Source organism: Streptomyces sp. NPDC020299, from assembly GCF_044387825.1.
Classification (GTDB): Bacteria; Actinomycetota; Actinomycetes; order Streptomycetales; family Streptomycetaceae; genus Streptomyces.
Genome location: NZ_JBIRWL010000003.1, coordinates 240,753 through 261,050, shown reverse-complemented (window position 1 = coordinate 261,050; position 20,298 = coordinate 240,753). Strand labels below are relative to the sequence as shown.

Sequence of the window (20,298 nt, the reverse complement as noted above, 5' to 3'; positions counted from 1 at the left end):
TGCTCAAATTCCGGTTTTTCCGGTACTCACGAACCCGTGGGCACGGAGTCAGTCGCCTCCGTCCACAGATCCTGCTCGGCGCGATCCGCCTGGATCTGGCGGTACACGAGGAGCCCGCCGATGGCGGCCAGTGCGACCAGGAGAAGCTTCTTCACCGCGCGACCTCGTCTTTCGTTGACGTAGGGGACCTCTGGCGCCCGACTATACACACCGACCGATATCGATCGGTGACCTACATCAGGCCGTCAACTTCCGCCCCCGTGAGAACAATTCTTGTCCTTTACGCCCATACGAGTGGTGTTCATCAGAACATCGCCGCGCCACGGGCGTCGGTCCACCACTTCGCGGCCCTCATACACATCATGAGGAAAGTACGCAAATCGCCCGACCTGAAAGTGAGGGGCCATGACCCAGAACAAGGTCATGAAGCTGTGGACCGCCATCGTCACCGCATTCCTCGCGCTGTTCACGGCGCTCGGCCTCGCCACGGCGACCACCGCCGCGGCCGCACCGCAGACCCGGACCGAGGAACCGTGCGGCGAGACCGTCCAGGTCTCGGCTCCGGTCCCGCCCCTCTTGTCCCGGTTGGTCGCCGCGTCCCTGCCCCCCACGATGAAGCAGCGCATCCAGGCCGAGGCCCACGGCAAGTCCCCCGGCTGCCGCCGCCAGCCTTCCGCCGACCAGGAAACGTCCTCCTCTCCCGAGCACAAGGCCCCCCTTCAGACCTGAGGGTCTGGGCAGCACGCCAGCGAAGTAACACGACACAACGGCGGTTTGCGTACAGCCACCCGCACAGAGAGACCCCCGACCGGCAGAACCGGTCGGGGGTCTCGTCGTACGCAGTGCTCCGTACCGGCGCCCGCCTTGCGCAACCGGAACCGGAGCCTGAACCGGAAGGAACCGGAGCCAGTGACCGTGGGGGTCTCACCCGATACCCAAGGCAAGGGGCCACCGGACGCCAAAGACCCCCAACCGCTGTCGGTTGGGGGTCTTCGTGCTGGTGGGGCTAACAGGATTTGAACCTGTGGCCTCATCCTTATCAGGGATGCGCTCTAACCAACTGAGCTATAGCCCCGCCGCGCTTTGCGGTGTATCTCCCGCGCGCTGACTCCTGAAGATTAGCGCACGAGAGGGGCAGTCCCAAAATCGGTTGTCGGGGGACTGTCGGGGGACTGTCACTCGTCTTCGGCGAGGGTCAGCTCGATGCCGCCGACGAAGCCGGCGGAGAGGTTGTAGATGAACGCGCCGAGCGTGGCCAGGGCGGTGGCCAGGACGACGTCGATGACCGCGATGATCGCGGCGAACGTCAGGACGTGCGGCAGCGAGAGAAAGGCCTGCAGGTCGAAGCCGTTGGACTCGGTGGAACCCGTGGCCTCCGAGATCTGGCCGCCGACCGTCGAGAAGACGCCCATGGCGTCCAGGACCATCCACAGCACCGCGGACGCGACGACGGTGCAGATGCCGATCGCGATGGAGAGCAGGAAACTGACCTTCATCACCGACCACGGGTCGGCCTTGGCCACCCGCAGCCGCGCCTTGCGCGTGCGGGGCATGGTGCGCGCCACGGAACCGGTGCGCGGCCGGCGTACGGCCGCCCCGGTGCCCTGGGCCGGGTAGGCCTGCGGCGGGTGGTACGGGCCGGAGGGCTGCTGCTGTTTGCGTTCCCCGGGCAGCGGCGAGGCCGCCTCGGGCGCCGGCCGGTCCTCGCGGCCGCGGGTGTCCCCCACACTTCCCCCCTGGGATCCCTGCGCGTCGGGAGAGGACGAGTCCGCCGCCTCCGGCTTGACCGCCTTCAGGTTGGTCGTGTGCGGATCCGTCGGCTGCGCGGCGCTCGCGGCGGAGCCACGGCCGCCGCCGCCCGTTTCCGTACCCGTGGAGGTACCGGCCGACCCGGCGCCCGTGGCTCCGCTCACGATCTCACTCCTCGTGCTACTCGTCCGAGGGCGCCTCACCCTCGTCCGTGCCGGTGGTCGCGGCACCCTCGGCGGTCTCGTCGACGGCCACATCGCCGTCGACCTCCTCCGCCTCGCGTCCCGCCTCGGCGTTACGTGCGATACCGACCACGGCATCGCGCTTGCCCAGGTTGATCAGTTGGACGCCCATGGTGTCACGGCCCGTCTCCCTGACCTCGTTGACTCGCGTACGAATCACACCGCCGGAGAGGGTGATGGCGAGGATCTCGTCGAGTTCCTCCACCACCAGCGCGCCCACGAGCGATCCGCGGTCCTCCACGATCTTGGCGGCCTTGATACCGAGGCCACCGCGGCCCTGGACGCGGTACTCGTCGACGCGGGTCCGCTTCGCGTACCCGCCGTCTGTGGCAGTGAACACGAACGTACCGGTTCGAACAACATTCATCGAGAGCAGCTCGTCGCCCTCGCGGAAACTCATGCCCTTGACACCCGAGGTGGCACGGCCCATCGGTCGCAGGGTGTCGTCCGAGGCGGTGAACCTGATCGACTGTGCCTTCTTGCTGATCAAGAGCAGATCGTCGTCGGCCGAGACGAGTTCGGCTCCGATCAGTTCGTCGTCGGAACCGTCCGCGCTCTCCCGCAGATTGATCGCGATGACGCCACCGGAACGGGGCGAATCGTAATCCTTCAGAGGCGTCTTCTTGACCAGACCGGCCTTGGTGGCCAGCACCAGGTACGGCGCCGCCTCGTAGTCCCGGATCGCGAGGATCTCGGCGATCGCCTCGTCCGGCTGGAAGGCCAGCAGGTTGGCGACGTGCTGCCCGCGCGCGTCCCGGCCGGCGTCGGGGAGCTCGTACGCCTTCGCCCGGTACACCCGGCCCTTGTTGGTGAAGAACAGCAGCCAGTGGTGCGTGGTCGAGACGAAGAAGTGGTCGACGATGTCGTCTTCCTTCAGCTTCGTGCCGCGCACGCCCTTGCCGCCGCGCTTCTGCGCCCGGTAGTCGTCCGTCTTGGTGCGCTTGACGTAGCCGCCGCGCGAGACGGTGACGACGATGTCCTCCTCGGCGATCAGGTCCTCGATGGACATGTCACCGTCGTAGGGCACCAGCATGGTCTTGCGGTCGTCGCCGTACTTCTCGACGATCGCGGCGAGTTCCTCGCTGACGATGCCGCGCTGGCGGACCGGCGAGGCCAGGATCGCGTTGTACTCGTTGATCTTCGCCTGGAGTTCGTCGTGCTCCTGGACGATCTTCTGCCGCTCCAGGGCGGCCAGGCGGCGCAGCTGCATCTCGAGGATGGCGTTGGCCTGGATCTCGTCGATCTCCAGGAGCTCCATCAGGCCCCCGCGCGCGATCTCGACGGTCTCACTGCGCCGGATCAGCGCGATGACCTCGTCGATGGCGTCCAGCGCCTTCAGCAGGCCGCGCAGGATGTGCGCCCGCTCCTCCGCCTTGCGCAGCCGGAAGCGCGTACGGCGGACGACGACCTCGATCTGGTGCGTCACCCAGTGCCGGATGAACGCGTCCAGCGACAGCGTGCGCGGCACCCCGTCGACCAGCGCCAGCATGTTGGCGCCGAAGTTCGTCTGCAGGTCCGTGTGCTTGTAGAGGTTGTTCAGGACGACCTTGGCGACCGCGTCCCGCTTCAGGACGATGACCAGCCGCTGCCCCGTACGGGACGACGTCTCGTCGCGGACGTCCGCGATCCCGCCGATCTTGCCGTCCTTGACGAGATCGGCGATCTTCTGCGCGAGGTTGTCGGGGTTTGTCTGGTACGGCAGCTCCGTGACCACCAGGCACTGCCGGTTCTGGATCTCCTCGACCTCGACGACCGCGCGCATGGTGATCGAGCCGCGGCCCGTGCGGTAGGCCTCCTCGATGCCCTTGCGGCCCACGACGAGCGCGCCGGTCGGGAAGTCCGGGCCCTTGATGCGCTCGATGAGGGCGTCCAGGAGCTCCTCGTGCGAGGCCTCCGGGTTCTCCAGGTACCACTGGGCGCCGGCCGCGACCTCGCGCAGGTTGTGCGGCGGGATATTGGTCGCCATACCGACCGCGATACCGGCCGAGCCGTTGATCAGCAGGTTCGGGAAGCGGGCCGGCAGAACGGTCGGCTCCTGGGAGCGGCCGTCGTAGTTGTCCGTGAAGTCGACGGTCTCCTCGTCGATGTCACGGACCATCTCCATCGACAGCGGCGCCATCTTGCACTCGGTGTAGCGCATCGCCGCGGCCGGGTCGTTGCCCGGGGAGCCGAAGTTGCCGTTGGAGTCCACCAGCGGCATCCGCATCGACCACGGCTGCGCGAGGCGCACCAGGGCGTCGTAGATCGAGGAGTCGCCGTGGGGGTGGTAGTTGCCCATGACGTCGCCGACGACACGGGCGCACTTGTAGAAGCCGCGGTCGGGGCGGTAGCCGCCGTCGTACATGGCGTACAGGACGCGGCGGTGGACGGGCTTGAGACCGTCACGGACGTCGGGCAGCGCGCGGGACACGATGACGGACATCGCGTAGTCCAGGTACGAGCGCTGCATCTCCGTCTCGAGCCCGACGGGCTCGACGCGCATCGCGACTTCGCCGCCCTCTTCGGGGGTGACAGGAGTGTTCTCGTCGGCCATTGCTGGTGAAGATCCTTCCTTGTGCGGTCAGCTGAGACCGACTCAGATGTCGAGGAAGCGGACGTCCTTGGCGTTGCGCTGGATGAACTGGCGGCGGGCTTCCACGTCCTCGCCCATCAGGACCGAGAACAGGTCGTCGGCCTGGGCCGCGTCGTCGAGGGTGACCTGGCCGAGAACCCGGTGCTCCTGGTCCATCGTGGTCACGCGCAGCTCCTCGGCGTTCATCTCACCGAGACCCTTGAAGCGCTGGATCGAGTCCTCGCGGACGCGCTTGCCGCGCTGCCGGCCCATCTCGATCAGCGCGTCACGCTCGCGGTCCGAGTAGGCGTACTCGATGTCGTCCCGGCCCCACTTGATCTTGTACAGCGGGGGGCGGGAGAGGTACACGTGCCCGGCCTCGACCAGCGGCCGCATGAAACGGAACAGGAAGGTCAGCAGCAGGGTGCTGATGTGCTGGCCGTCGACGTCGGCGTCCGCCATCAAAATGATCTTGTGGTAGCGGAGCCGCTCGATGTCGAAGTCCTCGTGCACACCCGTGCCGAACGCGGAGATCAGCGCCTGGATCTCCTGGTTCTGCAGGATCTTGTCGATCCTGGCCTTCTCCACGTTCAGGATCTTGCCGCGGATCGGGAGGATCGCCTGGTACTCCGGGTTCCGGCCGGACTTGGCCGAGCCGCCGGCGGAGTCACCCTCGACGATGAAGATCTCGCACTTGGTGGGGTCGTTCGACTGGCAGTCGGAGAGCTTGCCCGGCAGGGACGCCGACTCCAGCAGGCCCTTGCGGCGGGTCAGGTCGCGGGCCTTGCGGGCCGCCACGCGCGCGGTGGCCGCCTGGATGCCCTTGCGGACGATGTCCGCGGCCTCGATGGGGTTGCGGTCCAGCCAGTCGTTGAGGTGCTCGTAGACCGCCCTCTGCACGAAGGTCTTGGCCTCCGTGTTGCCCAGCTTGGTCTTGGTCTGGCCCTCGAACTGCGGCTCGCTCAGCTTCACCGAGATGATCGCGGTCAGACCCTCGCGGATGTCGTCACCCGTGAGGTTGTCGTCCTTCTCGCGCAGCAGCTTCTTGTCGCGCGCGTACTTGTTGATCAGCGAGGTCAGCGCCGCGCGGAAACCCTCCTCGTGCGTGCCGCCCTCGTGCGTGTGGATGATGTTGGCGAACGAGTAGACGCCCTCGCTGTAGCCGCTGTTCCACTGCAGCGCGACCTCGAGGGACAGGCTCTTGTCCTTGTCCTCGGCCTCGAGGTCGATGACCGAAGGATGCACCAGGTCGCCCTTGCGGGAGTTGAGGTACTTCACGAAGTCGACGATGCCGCCCTCGTAGTGGTACCTGACCGACTTGACCTCGTCCTTCTCGTCGGCGCCCGCCTCGTCGGCACCGGTCACGGCCTTCGCCGACTCGCGCTCATCAGTGAGTTTGATCGTCAAACCCTTGTTGAGGAACGCCATCTCCTGGAAGCGCCGCGAGAGCGTCTCGAAGGAGTACTCGGTGGTCTCGAAGATGTCCGGGTCGGCCCAGAAGGTGACCGAGGTACCGGTCTCCTCCGTCTCCTCGTGCTTGGCGAGCGGGGCCGTCGGGACGCCCAGCTTGTAGTCCTGGGTCCAGCGGTGGCCGTCGGTCCTGATCTCGACGGAGACCTTGGTCGACAGGGCGTTCACGACGGAGACGCCGACGCCGTGCAGACCGCCGGAGACCGCGTAGCCGCCGCCGCCGAACTTGCCGCCCGCGTGCAGCACGGTCAGCACGACCTCGACGGCCGGCTTCCCCTCGGAGGGGACGATGCCCACCGGGATGCCGCGGCCGTTGTCGACGACGCGCACGCCACCGTCGGCGAGGATCGTCACGTCGATGGTGTCCGCGTGGCCGGCCAGCGCCTCGTCGACGGAGTTGTCGACGACCTCCTGCACCAGGTGGTGCAGGCCGCGCTCACCGGTGGAACCGATGTACATACCGGGTCGCTTGCGGACCGCGTCCAGGCCCTCGAGGACGGTGATGGCGCTGGCGTCGTACGAGGCCGTGACCTCCCCGTTCGAGGAGGTCGCCGGTCCGTTCGCGCCCGCGTCGGTGGACGGGATGTTCTCGTTGGGGTTGCCGGAATCGGCCACGAAGCGCCCTTTCTGGCACAGCACGAGCCGGGCTCGTCGGCGGGTTGCCGGAGCGGCTGCGGCATGTTGCGTTGGTAAGCCTTGATCAGCGTTGCTCAGCTTGTCCCGGACGGTCCCCACGTTCGGGGCGGGATTGTCTTCCAGTCTACCGGTAGCGCCGACAGTGATGGGGGTTTGCCGGTACCTGAGTCCTCATGTGCCGCCCTCAACCGGTCTCCGCCGGGTCCCGATATACGGAAGGGGGCTCCAAGAGGCTCACAGCGGCACTCAGCGCTTCGGGATGTCAACCCTTCGCTACTCAAGGGTCAGGTCAGGATTCGCAAGAGCGTGCGGTTGCATGCCGAACCACCGGGACGCGCCCGCGACAGGCCCCTGCGACGTTCCTGTGTGAGTTCTGTCACCCGTAGGTGTCACCGGGGCCCATGCTGCCCGGAGCCCGCAACGGACCATAGCGACGGACGGGACCACCGGGCCCCAACACCTTGATCACCCGGACCGCGCCATGCCCCAGATCCTCGTTGAGCCGCGCGACCAGAGTCGGCGCAAGCAGCCGCAGATTCGTCGCCCACGCCGTCGAATCACAGCGCACGACCAGCGTCCGCTCGTCCTCGTCGTACTTCTCCGGAACGCAGTGCTTGGCCACGTCCTCGCCCACGATCTGCGGCCAGCGTCCCATCACACCGCCCACCGCGGCCGGGGCCTCCCAGCCCCGCTCGGTGATCAGCCGGTTGATCGCCGCACCGAGCGCCATCGGATCACGGCCGTCCGCCCGCGCACCGGAACGCAAGCCCCCCCGCCGCGCCTGCTTCTTTTGCTGCGCCGCGTCCCCACGCGCGCGTGCCTGCTCCTTCGCGGCACGCAGCGCCACCCGAGCCAGATCGACCCCCGAAGGCTCGGGCGCCTTCCCGGAAGTCGTGTCGGACCCGGGAGCCGTGCCGGACCCGGTAGTCCTGTCAGGCCTGGATGTCCTGTCGGCGCCGGAGCCCTCGGTGCTCATACCCGCTCCACCGCCCCCTCGGACACGGCATACCGGACACCCGCCAGCACATGCGGCACGTCGTCGTCGACCGCCGCCGTCACCAGCACCTGCTCACCCGGAGCCACCAGCTCCGCCAGCCGCTCACGGCGCCGGGCGTCCAGCTCGGCGAAGACATCGTCGAGGATCAGCACCGGCTCGTTGCCCTCCGCGCGCAACAGGTCGTACGACGCCAGGCGCAGCGCCAGCGCATAGGACCAGGACTCACCGTGCGACGCGTACCCCTTGGCGGGCAGCTGACCCAGCTTGAGCACCAGATCGTCCCGGTGCGGGCCCACGAGGGTCACGCCCCGCTCGATCTCCTGCTTGCGAGCGTCCGCCAGGGCCGCCATCAGCTGGGCGTACAGATCCTCGCGCGTGTGCGCCTCACCCGGCGCCGACGGCTTGTACTCCAGGGCGACCGGACCGCCGCCGGGGGCCAGCTGCTCGTACGCCTTGTCGGCCAGCGGCTGGACCGCGGCGATCAGGTCGATGCGCTGCGCGAGCAGTTCGGCGCCCGCACGCGCCAGATGCTGGTCCCACACGTCCAGCGTGGACAGGTCCATGGAGCGGCCGCCGTGCCGCCGGGCCAGCGCCGCCGACTTCAGCAGCGTGTTGCGCTGCTTGAGCACCCGCTCGTAGTCGGAACGCACGCCGGCCATACGCGGAGAACGCGCGGTGACCATCTCGTCCAGGAAGCGGCGCCGTTCCCCGGGATCACCCTTGACCAGGGCGAGGTCCTCGGGCGCGAACAGCACCGTCCGTACGATCCCCAGCACGTCCCGCGGCCTGACCTGCGAGGACCGGTTGATCCGGGCACGGTTGGACCGGCCCGGGTTCAGCTCCAGCTCGACCAGCTGCTGCCGCTCGCCCTGCCGGACCTGAGCACGGATGATCGCGCGATCGGCGCCCATGCGCACCAGGGGCGCATCCGAGGCGACCCGGTGACTGCCGAGGGTGGCGAGGTAGCCGATCGCCTCGACGAGGTTCGTCTTGCCCTGCCCGTTCGGGCCGACGAAGGCCGTGACACCCGGGTCCAGCGGGACCTCGACCCGGGCGTACGAGCGGAAGTCGGCCAGCGACAGATGCGTGACGTGCATGGTCGTTCGCCGACCTCCCCCAGGGTTGTGGATCGCCGGGCGACCCTGTGGACAACTTATTCGGTCTTCTTGCGTCTTCGTCGGGCTCGGTCGGGCTTCGTCGGGTGGCGTCGAGTCCGCGCTACGGCTTCTTCTCGACCGCGTGGCCGCCGAACTGGTTGCGCAGCGCGGCGATCATCTTCATCTGCGGGGAGTCCTCCTGGCGCGAGGCGAACCGCGCGAACAGCGAAGCGGTGATCGCCGGCAGCGGTACCGCGTTGTCTATGGCGGCTTCCACCGTCCAGCGCCCCTCGCCGGAGTCCTGTGCATAACCCCGCAGCTGCGCCAGGTGCTCGTCCTCGTCCAGGGCGTTGACCGCGAGGTCGAGCAGCCAGGAACGGATAACCGTGCCCTCCTGCCAGGAGCGGAAGACCTCGCGGACGTTCTCCACGGAGTCGACCTTCTCCAGCAGCTCCCAGCCCTCGGCGTAGGCCTGCATCATCGCGTACTCGATGCCGTTGTGGACCATCTTCGCGAAGTGGCCCGCGCCGACCTTGCCGACGTGCACGGCGCCGAGGTCGCCCTCCGGCTTGAGCGCGTCGAAGACCGGCCGCACCTTGGCGACGTGCTCGGCGTCTCCGCCGTACATCAGCGCGTACCCGTTCTCCAGGCCCCAGACGCCGCCGGAGACACCGCAGTCCACGAAGCCTATGCCCTTGGCGGCCAGCTCCTCGGCGTGCCGCTCGTCGTCCGTCCAGCGGGAGTTGCCGCCGTCCACGACCACGTCACCGGGCTCCAGGAGCTCGGCGAGCTCGTCGATCGTGGACTGCGTGGGCTCGCCGGCCGGGACCATCACCCAGACCACGCGCGGGCCGGGAAGCTTGCCCACAAGCTCTTCCAGGCTGTGGACGTCCGCGAGGTCAGCGTTGCGGTCGTATCCGAAGACGGTGTGGCCCGCGCGGCGGATCCGCTCGCGCATGTTGCCGCCCATCTTGCCGAGGCCGACGAGACCGAGCTCCATCAGTTGTGTTCCTTAGGTCGCTGTGTGGCGTGTAAGGCACTGTCGTACCCGTGTCCGAGCCTAAACCCGGACGCTCACGCACAGCTGTGGGCATACGCGCTCATTCGTATGCCCTCACCTGGGGCTTTGCCGGAGGTCGCGCTCAGCCGCTCAGCCGCACCGGCATACTGCGGTCTTGTGGGGGATGCCCCCACACCCCCAGCCGTCGCCCAGTGCCGGTCGCCTGCAGACTCAGCCGCTCAGCCGCACCGGCATGATCAGGTACTTGTAGGCCTCGTCCGCCTCGGCGTCCACCGCCGGCTTGCCGCTGAGCAGCGCGGGCTTGGTGGACGTCGTGAACGACAGCTGGGCCACCGGGGAGTCGATCGCGCTCAGCCCGTCCAGCAGGAAGGTCGGGTTGAAGGCGATGGAGATGTCGTCGCCGTCGAGCTGGGCGTCAACCCTTTCCACAGCCTGTGCGTCGTCGCTGGAGCCGGCCTCCAGGATGAGCACGCCCTGCTCGAAGCTCAGCCGCACCGGGGTGTTCCGCTCGGCGACCAGGGCCACACGCTTGACGGCCTCCACGAAGGGGGCGGTCTCGATCACGGCGACGGAGTTGAACTCGGTCGGGAACAGCGTGCGGTACTTCGGGAGGTCGCCCTCGAGAAGGCGGGTCGTCGTACGGCGTCCGGCGCCCTCGAAACCGATCAGGCCCTCACCCGCGCCCGAACCGGACAGCGCCAGGATGACGCTGTCGCCGCTGGTCAGCGCCTTGGCGGTGTCCTGGAGCGTCTTGGCGGGCACCAGCGCGACCGCGGAGACGTCCGGGTTCTCCGGCTTCCACAGGAACTCGCGGACCGCGAAGCGGTAGCGGTCGGTGGAGGCCAGCGTGACCGTGTCGCCCTCGATCTCGATGCGCACACCGGTCAGGACGGGCAGCGTGTCGTCGCGGCCGGCGGCGATGGCGACCTGCTGGACGGCGGAGGCGAAGACCTCGCCGGGGACCGTGCCGGTCGCGTTCGGCATCTGGGGCAGCGCCGGGTACTCCTCCACAGGCAGTGTGTGAAGTGTGAACCGCGAGGAGCCGCAGACCACGGTCGCCCGTACACCGTCTGTGGAAATCTCCACCGGACGGTTGGGGAGGGCGCGGGAGATGTCGGCGAGCAGGCGGCCGGAGACGAGGACCGTGCCCTCCTCCTCGACCTCCGCGTCGACCGACACGCGCGCGGAGACCTCGTAGTCGAAGCTGGACAGGCTCAGCTGGCCGTCCTCGGCCTTCAGCAGGAGCCCGGCGAGCACAGGCGCCGGCGGACGGGCCGGGAGGCTGCGTGCCGCCCACGCCACTGCCTCCGCGAGTACGTCGCGTTCCACCCGGATCTTCACCGTAAGCCGCCTCCTGCTGCTGTTGCCTCTGAGTCCTCCGACTCGGTGTCACCGCCCACTGCGACGGGAAGGACACCGGGACCAGTCTGACGCACCGCACTGACAGTAGGTGCCTGTCGGGGTCAAGTCGCTCCGAGGGGCAGCCGGGCTCGAGACGGCGAGTTGTGCACAGGCCCCGCTTCGAAACGGATTCCCAGCTCTCTCTAGTTGGGAGTAGTAGTAGGGCCTGTGGATACCGTGGATAACCGCGTTTGCCCAGCTCAGAGGCCATTTTTTATCCACTGGGCCTGTGGGTGACGCCGGTGGAAAACCGAGCGTTTCTGTGGAGAACAGAAAGTTCTGCACACACCACCCACAGCCCGGGGGCAGTTCTCCCCAGCTGCGTCCCCAGGTTTACCCACGTTTCCCACACCCCAACCCGGCACCCTGATGTGACGCCTTTCACTCGAGGCGGTGATCTGGTGCGTCGCGTTGCCGAACAGTGGACAGCCATGTGGAGAAGCCCGCGATCGCTGGGGACAACCCGCCCCAGCCTGTGGGTTGCCGGTGGACAACTTCGTGCACAGGCTGTGGATCACCGCTTCTTCCACAGCCTGTGGAGATCCTTCGTCCACCGATCCACAGGCACATGAGCTGGCCTGATGACCTTTCAACCGCACAGCCTGTGGATGGTTTCGGGACAACTTCGCAGTCCCCAGCGTGTGGACGCAAGAAAGTGCCCGAATCTGTGGAGAAAGGCCGTAACCCGGCGAGTAATCGAACACCGGCTGGCCGTGGCATGACGAAGGGCGCCCCCGGGATCTCCTCCCGGGGGCGCCCTCAGCGCTGTCGTAGGGCCGCGCCGACCGTTCGCAGGGCCGTGTCAGCCGTTCTTGATGCGGTTGGTCAGCTCGGTGACCTGGTTGTAGATGGACCGGCGCTCGGCCATCAGCGCGCGGATCTTGCGGTCGGCGTGCATGACGGTCGTGTGGTCGCGGCCGCCGAACTGCGCGCCGATCTTGGGCAGCGACAGGTCGGTGAGCTCACGGCACAGGTACATGGCGATCTGCCGCGCGGTCACCAGGGCGCGGCCGCGCGAGGTGCCGCACAGGTCCTCGACCGTGAGGCCGAAGTAGTCCGCTGTCGCGGCCATGATCGCGGTGGCGGTGATCTCGGGGGCCGCGTTCTCGCCGCCGGGGATGAGGTCCTTGAGGACGATCTCCGTCAGGCCCAGGTCCACGGGCTGCCTGTTGAGCGAGGCGAACGCGGTGACCCGGATCAGCGCACCCTCCAGCTCGCGGATGTTGCGCGAGATCCGGGAGGCGATGAACTCCAGCACCTCCGGCGGGGCGTTGAGCTGCTCCTGCACCGCCTTCTTGCGGAGGATCGCGATGCGCGTCTCCAGCTCGGGCGGCTGGACGTCGGTGATCAGGCCCCACTCGAAACGGTTCCGCAGCCTGTCCTCCAGCGTGACCAGCTGCTTGGGCGGCCGGTCGCTGGAGAGCACGATCTGCTTGTTGGCGTTGTGGAGCGTGTTGAAGGTGTGGAAGAACTCCTCCTGCGTCGACTCCTTGTCCGCAAGGAACTGGATGTCGTCGACGAGCAGGATGTCCATCTCGCGGTAGCGCTTGCGGAAGCTGTCGCCCTTGCCGTCGCGGATGGAGTTGATGAACTCGTTGGTGAACTCCTCGGAGCTCACGTACCGCACCCGCGTGCCCGGGTAGAGGCTGCGCGCGTAGTGCCCGATCGCGTGCAGCAGGTGCGTCTTGCCGAGGCCGGACTCCCCGTAGATGAAGAGGGGGTTGTACGCCTTCGCGGGCGCTTCGGCGACGGCGACCGCGGCGGCGTGCGCGAAGCGGTTGGAGGCGCCGATGACGAAGGTGTCGAAGAGGTACTTCGGGTTCAGCCGCGCGGTGGGCTCGCCCGGGCCGGTCGCCGGCGCGGGCTGCGCGGCCAGCGGGCCGGGCGCGCCGGTCGTGGGCAGGTTCGGACCCACGGGTCCGCCGCGGTGCACATGGCCGGCGCCGGGCGGCGGCTCCGGGAGCTCGCGGCGGGCCGGGTCCCGCTGGTCGTAGTCGACGCGGGAGGGGTCGTACTCGGAGCGTGGCTTGTCGTAGTCCGGGCGCGGCTTGTCGTAGTCCGGGCGCGGCTTGTCGTAAGGCTGCTCGTAGGGCTGCTCGTACGACGGGCGGTCCATCGCCGGCTGGCGGTAGTCATGGGGCGGGGCACCGTAGGCGTCACGGTGCTGTTCACCGTAGGTGTCCGGTGGGGAGGCGTACGGGTCGCGCTCCGGGAAGCCCAGGCGCTGCTGTTGCCAGCCGTAGTCGTCGTGGGTAGGGCGCGGCCAGGCGCCCGGCTCGGGCCGCTGGTACTCGGACGGGTACGCGGGTCGGGCGGTGGGGAGCTGGTCGTCGGCCCGGTGGCGGCCGTATCCCTCGTACTGTCCCGCGGGGAGCTCGGGCTCCTCGTAGCGCGGCTGCGGCTGGGCGGGGGGCGCGGGTGGGGCCGGGGGTTCGCCCGCGGTGTCGTCGACGGTGATCGCGATCCGGATGGGGCGTCCGCACTCACGGCTCAGGGTCTCGCTGACGATCGGGGCCAGACGGCCCTCCAGTACGCCCTTCGCGAATTCGTTCGGTACGGCGAGCAGGGCGGTGTCCGCGACGAGCGCGAGGGGCTGGCAGCGGCGGATCCAGTGCTCGTCCTTGACCTCCACACCCTGTCCGCGGCCCTCTCCGAGGAGTTGCTCGAGTACTCGTGGCCACACTGCGGCAAGATCGGCAGGTACGTCAGCCACAGGACACGCTCTCTCACAGGTCCCACGAACGTGTGGTTGTGGGACGGGTCGGGATGTAGATCGGTGGGGCAGGGGACAAAGGAACGAATCGGAGTCCAGTCACGGTAGTCAGGGCGGCGGGTACGGTTCAAGTTGTTGTCCCCAGCCTGTGGATAGTGTCTCTCCGTGACACTCGGTTTGACCGGATGGCGTAGCCCCGCGTACCGTAACCAGGTCGAGTTGTCGATGGCTGCTGCCGCCTGCCTCCGATGGGCACAGATCGCTGAAGGTGATCGGGAAGCGGTGCACTCGGGCGTGATGCGAGCTACTCGTGGGCGCACGGTGACAGCCAGGACGGCACCCCGCCACTACCGATTTCTTCTGGAGCCCCCGAGTGAGCAAGCGCACCTTCCAGCCGAACAACCGTCGTCGCGCGAAGACCCACGGCTTCCGCCTGCGGATGCGTACCCGTGCCGGCCGCGCGATTCTCGCGAACCGTCGCAGCAAGGGTCGCGCCAGCCTGTCCGCCTGAGTCTGATCAGGTCATGACGTCGTGCTGCCTACCGAGCATCGGCTGAGGCGGCGCGAGGACTTCGCGACCGCGGTACGACGGGGTCGCCGGGCAGGCCGCCCGACGCTCGTCGTCCACCTTCGTAGCGGTGCAACGGACCCGCACGCGCCTGGGGAGAGCGCTCCCCCGACGCGTGCGGGTTTCGTCGTGAGCAAGGCCGTGGGTGGTGCGGTCGTGCGTAACCAAGTGAAGCGCAGACTTCGCCATCTGATGCGTGACCGAGTCGTCCTGTTTCCCCCCGGTAGCCTGGTAGTCGTACGAGCGCTGCCCGGAGCGGGCGACGCAGACCACGCACAGCTGGCCCGAGACCTGGATGCCGCCGTTCAGCGGCTGCTGGGAGGGGGCGCGCGATGAAGTACCCGCTGCTGGCTCTGATCAAGCTGTACCAGTGGACGATCAGTCCACTGCTGGGGCCGGTGTGCAAGTACTACCCGTCGTGCTCCCACTACGGCTACACGGCCATCGACCGGCATGGTGCGCTCAAGGGCACGGCACTCACCGCCTGGCGCATCCTGCGGTGCAATCCGTGGTCGCTGGGCGGGGTGGACCATGTTCCGCCGCGCAAGCGCCCACGGTGGCACGAAATGCTGCGTGACGCCTGGCGTGCACGCAGGGGCGGGCCCTCCGCCGCCGAACCGGCCCTCGAAGGGGAGCTTCCTCCCGAGTCTTCTTCGAGCCCGGCCGCAGAGACCTCGTCCCATGCCCAAGGAGCATGATTAGTGGACACGATTGCCAGCCTCTTCAGCTTCATCACGACACCCGTTTCATGGGTCATCGTCCAGTTCCACACGGTGTACGGCGCGATCTTCGGGCCTGACACGGGGTGGGCCTGGGGCTTGTCCATCGTGTCCCTGGTGATTCTGATCCGTATCTGCCTGATCCCGCTCTTCGTGAAGCAGATCAAGGCGACCCGGGCCATGCAGACGCTCCAGCCCGAGATGAAGAAGATCCAGGAGCGCTACAAGACCGACAAGCAGCGTCAGTCCGAAGAGATGATGAAGCTGTACAAGGAGTCGGGCACCAACCCGCTCTCCTCGTGCCTTCCCATCCTGGCGCAGTCCCCGTTCTTCTTCGCCCTGTACCACGTGCTCAACGGCATCGCGTCGGGCACGACCATCGGCGTCATCAACGAGTCGCTGCTGGCCAGTGCTCGTCAGGCGCACATCTTCGGGGCGCCGCTGGCCGCGAAGTTCAAGGACGGCTCCGCCACCGTCCAGGCCCTGGGCGCGACGGTCACCGATGTGCGGGTCGTCACCGCTGTCATGATCGTCATGATGTCGGCGTCGCAGTTCTACACGCAGCGCCAGCTGATGACGAAGAACGTCGACACGACCGTGAAGACGCCGTTCATGCAGCAGCAGAAGATGCTGATGTACGTCTTCCCCATCATGTTCGCCGTCTTCGGCATCAACTTCCCGGTCGGTGTCCTCGTCTACTGGCTGACCACCAACGTGTGGACCATGGGCCAGCAGATGTACGTGATCCACAACAACCCGACCCCGGGTTCGAAGGCTCAGGCCGCCTACCTGGAGCGTCTGACCAAGCACGTCACGCACCACGGCAAGATCGGCCGGCGGAGCGAGAAGGCCATCGTCAAGGCGATCGTCGCCAAGGGCCGTGACCGCAACGAGTTCGAGCGCAAGTTCATCAACGGCCTGACCAAGGCGGGCCTCGCGGCCCAGGCCGACGGGTCCGTGGTGAAGAGCGAGGGCCAGGCCGTGGCGGAGACCGAGGACGGTGTGACCACCACCGCCACGACCGCCGCCAAGCGGCAGCAGCCCAAGCGGCAGAGCAAGGCCCAGCGCCAGTCCGGCAGCGCCAAGCAGGCGGATGACGCCGTGCCGTCCACGTCGCTGGAGAAGTCCGGGGAGTCCGAGGACGCCAAGCCTGCCGCCGCCGAGAAGGCCGCCCCGAAGTCCGGCGGCGGCACCCGCAGCAGGGCCCAGTCCGGCCAGCGCAAGGGTGGCCCGCAGCGGCCCAAGTCCCCCTCCAAGAAGTAAGAAGGAGTCCATCCCGTGACGGAAGGCACCACCTCCGCCGCTGCCGAGGGTGCAGACACCCTGACCCGCCTGGAGCAGGAGGGTGAGATCGCGGCGGACTACCTCGAGGGTCTGCTGGACATCGCCGACCTCGACGGCGACATCGACATGGACGTCGAAGCCGACCGTGCCTCTGTGTCGATCATCAGCGACGCGGGCACCCGCGAGCTGCAGAAGCTGGTCGGCCGGGACGGCGAGGTACTGGAGGCGCTCCAGGAGCTGACGCGGCTGGCCGTGCACCGGGAGACCGGGGACCGCAGCAGGCTGATGCTGGACATCGCCGGCTACCGGGCCAAGAAGCGGTCCGAGCTGTCCGAGCTGGGCGCCAAGGCCGCCGCCGATGCCAAGAACAGCGGCGAGCCCGTGAAGCTCAAGCCCATGACCCCGTTCGAGCGGAAGGTCGTGCACGACGCGGTGAAGGCCGCGGGTCTGCGCAGCGAGTCCGAGGGCGAGGAGCCGCAGCGCTTCGTCGTCGTGCTGCCCAACTGATTCGGTTCGTACGTCCCCTCGGCCCCGTCTGTTGCGCAGGCGGGGCCGAACTTTGTCAGCCTGGTAGTTCTGGTGATCGGCGTGTGCGCGTCGATGCTGTACGGAAGGACGGTCCCCGTGACGGAGGCAGCGGAGCTCCCCCCTGTGCCCGAGCAGGCGCGAGAGGTGTTCGGTGATCGCTTCGCCGATGCGGTGCGCTATGCGGAACTGCTGGCCGAAGCCGGTGTGCAGCGGGGGCTGATCGGCCCCCGTGAGGTGCCCCGCCTCTGGGAGCGGCACCTGCTGAACTGCGCGGTGCTCTCGGAGGTGGTCCCGGAGGGGGTGACCGTGTGCGATGTTGGCTCCGGTGCCGGTCTGCCCGGCATTCCGCTGGCGCTCGTCCGAGGCGACCTCAAGATCACGCTGTTGGAGCCGCTTCTTCGGCGTACCAACTTCCTGACCGAGGTCGTCGAGCTGCTGGGCCTGGACCATGTGACCGTCGTGCGTGGCCGTGCCGAGGAGGTCATGGGGAAGGTCCAGCCTGTTCATGTGGTCACGGCCCGTGCGGTGGCTCCCCTGGACCGGCTGGCCGCGTGGGGCATTCCGCTGCTGCGGCCCTACGGCGAGATGCTCGCGCTCAAGGGGGACACCGCGGAGGAAGAGCTGAAGGCCGCGACAACCGCGCTGAGCAAGCTCGGTGCGGTGTCGACGTCCATCCTTCAGGTCGGTGAGGGAGTGGTGGATCCCCTGTCCACCGTTGTGCGGGTCGAGGTGGGCGAAAGCCCCGGTGGTGTTCGCTTCGCGGCCAAGCGGGCCAAGGCGGCCCGTACAGGACGAGCGCGCAGGCGTCGGTGAGGGCGTCAGGACGGATCGGCCGCGCTGATCCGTCCTGACGACGAGACGTACTCCACACAAGCTGCCAAACCTACGCATGACGGAGTGTCGCGGCGGTCAGGGCCCGCTCGCTGTGCATCGTGTTTCACGTGAAACGTCGCTCACTGCTGCACGGCATCATCAGTCGCGGCCGCGCTGCTGCCGAACCGCGGGACCGGAAGCCTCTCGGCTCACTCGGAGAGGCAGCGGAGTTGTCCACAGAGGTGGATTTCTCCACAGAACGCCAGGCCTCACTGGTTCACGACCCCGAAGGCATGGGAGGCTCTGTGTATTGCGAGCCTGAAGTCGAGGAGAGTGAATCCTTGCGGTCCGACGCCAACATCGCGGGACCGATGACCGATCCGGTCCCCGGTCCCCGTACCGAGTCGATGGGGGCGGATGTTTCACGTGAAACACCGCCTCCGATGGACGACACTCCCATCGGTCGTGCTGCCCAACTTGCGGTGGAGGCTCTCGGCCGTGCCGGTGAAGGCCTGCCACGGCCTGAGCAGACCCGGGTCATGGTGGTCGCCAACCAGAAGGGCGGTGTCGGCAAGACGACGACGACCGTCAACCTTGCTGCTTCGCTGGCTCTGCATGGCGGTCGCGTCCTGGTGATCGACCTCGATCCGCAGGGCAATGCGTCCACTGCCCTCGGTATCGACCACCACGCCGAAGTTCCGTCCATCTATGACGTGTTGGTCGAGAGCAAGCCTTTGGCGGAGGTCGTCCAGCCGGTTCCCGATGTCGAGGGGCTGTTCTGTGCCCCGGCCACGATCGATCTCGCCGGTGCGGAGATCGAGCTGGTGTCACTTGTGGCGCGGGAGAGCCGGCTGGAGCGGGCGATCCGGGCCTATGAGCAGCCGCTGGACTACATCCTCATCGACTGCCCGCCATCGCTCGGCCTGTTGACGGTCAACGCGCTGGTCGCCGGCCAGGAAGTCCTCATTCCTATCCAGTGCGAGTACTACGCGCTGGAGGGGCTGGGGCAACTGCTGCGCAACGTCGATCTGGTGCGGGGGCACCTCAACCCCGACCTGCATGTGTCGACGATCCTGCTCACCATGTACGACGGCCGGACGCGGCTCGCGTCCCAGGTCGCCGACGAGGTGCGCACCCACTTCGGCGACGAGGTGCTGCGGACGAGCATTCCCCGATCGGTCCGGATCTCCGAGGCGCCGAGTTACGGCCAGACGGTGCTGACGTACGATCCAGGTTCGAGCGGTGCCCTCTCCTATCTTGAGGCCGCACGAGAAATCGCGCTGAAGGGCGTCGGTGTCAACTACGACCCGATTCAGGCCCACATCGGCGCACAGAGCAATCCGAGCATGGTGGAGGGGATCCAGTGAGCGAGCGACGGAGGGGACTGGGCCGTGGTCTCGGCGCACTGATTCCTGCTGCCCCGACGGAGAAGAACCCGCCCTCGGCCCCTTTGGGGGGTGCGGTGTCCCCGTCCCCCGCGACGGCGCCGGTGCTGACGGCCGACCGGGGAGTGGCCGCGGCGAAGGTGGCCACGCTGCCGCCCGTTTCCGAGGAGCCCGAGGAGCCTTCGGTGAACGGAGCGGTGGAGGCGCCCGCGCCCCCGGTGGGCGCGCACTTCGCCGAGATCCCGCTCGACTCCATCACGCCGAACCCTCGCCAGCCGCGTGACGTCTTCGATGAGGACGCGCTCCAGGAGCTCGTCACCTCCATCCAGGAAGTCGGCCTCCTCCAGCCCGTCGTCGTACGGCAGCTGGGTCCAGACCGCTACGAGCTCATCATGGGCGAGCGGCGCTGGCGGGCCTGCCGAGAGGCCGGGCTCGAGGCGATCCCGGCGATCGTACGGGCCACGGAGGACGAGAAGCTCCTCCTGGACGCACTGCTGGAGAACCTGCACCGGGCACAGCTGAACCCTCTGGAAGAGGCGGCCGCCTACGACCAGTTGCTCAAGGACTTCAACTGCACGCACGACCAGCTGGCGGACCGCATCGGGCGTTCCCGCCCGCAGGTCTCCAACACGCTGCGTCTGCTGAAGCTCTCGTCGGCCGTGCAGAAGCGGGTGGCCGCCGGTGTGCTTTCCGCCGGGCATGCCCGGGCTCTGCTCTCGGTCGAGGACTCGGAGGAGCAGGACCGGCTGGCACACCGGATCGTGGCCGAGGGGCTTTCCGTGCGGGCGGTCGAGGAGATCGTGACGCTCATGGGCTCACGGCCGCAGAAGGCGCAGCGCTCGAAGGGACCGCGGGCCGGCGGCCGCGTCTCCCCGGCGCTGACCGATCTCGCCACCCGGCTCTCGGACCGCTTCGAGACTCGGGTGAAGGTCGACCTGGGGCAGAAGAAGGGCAAGATCACGGTCGAGTTCGCCTCCATGGAGGACCTGGAGCGGATTCTGAGCTCACTCGCTCCGGGCGAGGGGCCGGTCCTCCAGAAGGGCCTTCATGACGGTGAGTCCTCGGAGTCCGAGGAGATGGAGGTCTGACGCGCGGCTGATCCGCACGGTCGGGCAGGGGAGCGG

The 20,298-nt window shown here is 68.0% G+C and carries 18 protein-coding genes and 1 tRNA gene; 9 read left to right on the top strand and 10 right to left on the bottom strand.

Translation table 11 applies throughout. From position 1 onward, the window contains the following. Window positions 1-26: 26 nt before the first annotated feature. Window positions 27-155: a DLW-39 family protein gene (locus ACH45E_RS09060; protein ID WP_003999697.1), complete on the bottom strand. Its 129-nt coding sequence runs from the start codon at window positions 153-155 to the stop codon at window positions 27-29. 250 nt (window positions 156-405) lie between these two features. Between ACH45E_RS09060 and ACH45E_RS09055 the strand changes: the two genes are divergently transcribed. Continuing rightward, window positions 406-729, top strand: a complete 324-nt coding sequence (locus ACH45E_RS09055; RefSeq protein WP_361442091.1) for a DUF6344 domain-containing protein — start codon at window positions 406-408, stop codon at window positions 727-729. A gap of 269 nt (window positions 730-998) precedes the next feature. On the opposite strand, the gene ACH45E_RS09050 is transcribed toward ACH45E_RS09055, so the two are convergent. The 9 genes from ACH45E_RS09050 to dnaA all read right to left on the bottom strand — a co-directional run bounded on the left by ACH45E_RS09050 (window position 999) and on the right by dnaA (window position 13,877). Further along, window positions 999-1,075: transfer RNA gene (locus ACH45E_RS09050), tRNA-Ile, on the bottom strand. Between the two features lie 100 nt (window positions 1,076-1,175). Then, a complete protein-coding gene (locus ACH45E_RS09045; protein WP_361442088.1) occupies window positions 1,176-1,913 on the bottom strand; it encodes a DUF3566 domain-containing protein in 738 nt (245 codons plus the stop codon). 16 nt (window positions 1,914-1,929) lie between these two features. After that, on the bottom strand, window positions 1,930-4,524 hold the full coding sequence (gene gyrA / locus ACH45E_RS09040; protein ID WP_361442085.1) for a DNA gyrase subunit A: 2,595 nt from the start codon (window positions 4,522-4,524) through the stop codon (window positions 1,930-1,932). Between the two features lie 42 nt (window positions 4,525-4,566). After that, complete coding sequence (gene gyrB / locus ACH45E_RS09035) at window positions 4,567-6,651, bottom strand: DNA topoisomerase (ATP-hydrolyzing) subunit B (RefSeq protein WP_361442082.1); 2,085 nt, start codon at window positions 6,649-6,651, stop codon at window positions 4,567-4,569. A gap of 373 nt (window positions 6,652-7,024) precedes the next feature. Next, a complete protein-coding gene (locus ACH45E_RS09030; protein ID WP_361442079.1) occupies window positions 7,025-7,624 on the bottom strand; it encodes a DciA family protein in 600 nt (199 codons plus the stop codon). Next, window positions 7,621-8,742, bottom strand: a complete 1,122-nt coding sequence (gene recF / locus ACH45E_RS09025; protein WP_361442076.1) for a DNA replication/repair protein RecF — start codon at window positions 8,740-8,742, stop codon at window positions 7,621-7,623. Before recF ends, ACH45E_RS09030 begins: the two co-directional genes overlap by 4 nt. Before the next feature lie 121 nt (window positions 8,743-8,863). After that, window positions 8,864-9,742, bottom strand: a complete 879-nt coding sequence (gene gnd / locus ACH45E_RS09020) for a phosphogluconate dehydrogenase (NAD(+)-dependent, decarboxylating) (RefSeq protein WP_361442073.1) — start codon at window positions 9,740-9,742, stop codon at window positions 8,864-8,866. A gap of 231 nt (window positions 9,743-9,973) precedes the next feature. Beyond that, window positions 9,974-11,104 (bottom strand): DNA polymerase III subunit beta, encoded by a 1,131-nt coding sequence (gene dnaN, locus ACH45E_RS09015; protein WP_361442070.1) that lies wholly within the window; start codon window positions 11,102-11,104, stop codon window positions 9,974-9,976. 862 nt (window positions 11,105-11,966) lie between these two features. Beyond that, window positions 11,967-13,877, bottom strand: coding sequence for a chromosomal replication initiator protein DnaA (gene dnaA / locus ACH45E_RS09010; protein ID WP_361442067.1), 1,911 nt, complete (start codon window positions 13,875-13,877; stop codon window positions 11,967-11,969). Between the two features lie 373 nt (window positions 13,878-14,250). Between dnaA and rpmH the strand changes: the two genes are divergently transcribed. From rpmH to ACH45E_RS08970, 8 genes are all read left to right on the top strand, one after another. Continuing rightward, window positions 14,251-14,388 (top strand): 50S ribosomal protein L34, encoded by a 138-nt coding sequence (gene rpmH, locus ACH45E_RS09005; RefSeq protein ID WP_005482975.1) that lies wholly within the window; start codon window positions 14,251-14,253, stop codon window positions 14,386-14,388. A gap of 21 nt (window positions 14,389-14,409) precedes the next feature. After that, entirely contained in the window at window positions 14,410-14,781 is a 372-nt protein-coding gene (gene rnpA / locus ACH45E_RS09000; protein ID WP_361442064.1) for a ribonuclease P protein component, read from the top strand. Next, window positions 14,778-15,143, top strand: a complete 366-nt coding sequence (gene yidD, locus ACH45E_RS08995; protein WP_361442061.1) for a membrane protein insertion efficiency factor YidD — start codon at window positions 14,778-14,780, stop codon at window positions 15,141-15,143. The genes rnpA and yidD overlap by 4 nt, the downstream gene beginning before the upstream one ends. 3 nt (window positions 15,144-15,146) lie before the next feature. After that, window positions 15,147-16,427, top strand: a complete 1,281-nt coding sequence (yidC, locus tag ACH45E_RS08990) for a membrane protein insertase YidC (RefSeq protein ID WP_361442058.1) — start codon at window positions 15,147-15,149, stop codon at window positions 16,425-16,427. A gap of 15 nt (window positions 16,428-16,442) precedes the next feature. Further along, window positions 16,443-16,955, top strand: a complete 513-nt coding sequence (locus ACH45E_RS08985; protein ID WP_361442055.1) for a R3H domain-containing nucleic acid-binding protein — start codon at window positions 16,443-16,445, stop codon at window positions 16,953-16,955. Window positions 16,956-17,072: 117 nt separating this feature from the next. Then, window positions 17,073-17,789, top strand: coding sequence for a 16S rRNA (guanine(527)-N(7))-methyltransferase RsmG (gene rsmG / locus ACH45E_RS08980; RefSeq protein ID WP_361442052.1), 717 nt, complete (start codon window positions 17,073-17,075; stop codon window positions 17,787-17,789). Window positions 17,790-18,082: 293 nt separating this feature from the next. Further along, on the top strand, window positions 18,083-19,156 hold the full coding sequence (locus ACH45E_RS08975; RefSeq protein WP_361442614.1) for a ParA family protein: 1,074 nt from the start codon (window positions 18,083-18,085) through the stop codon (window positions 19,154-19,156). Continuing rightward, complete coding sequence (locus ACH45E_RS08970) at window positions 19,153-20,262, top strand: ParB/RepB/Spo0J family partition protein (RefSeq protein ID WP_361442049.1); 1,110 nt, start codon at window positions 19,153-19,155, stop codon at window positions 20,260-20,262. Before ACH45E_RS08975 ends, ACH45E_RS08970 begins: the two co-directional genes overlap by 4 nt. The last annotated feature ends 36 nt before the right edge of the window (window positions 20,263-20,298 follow it).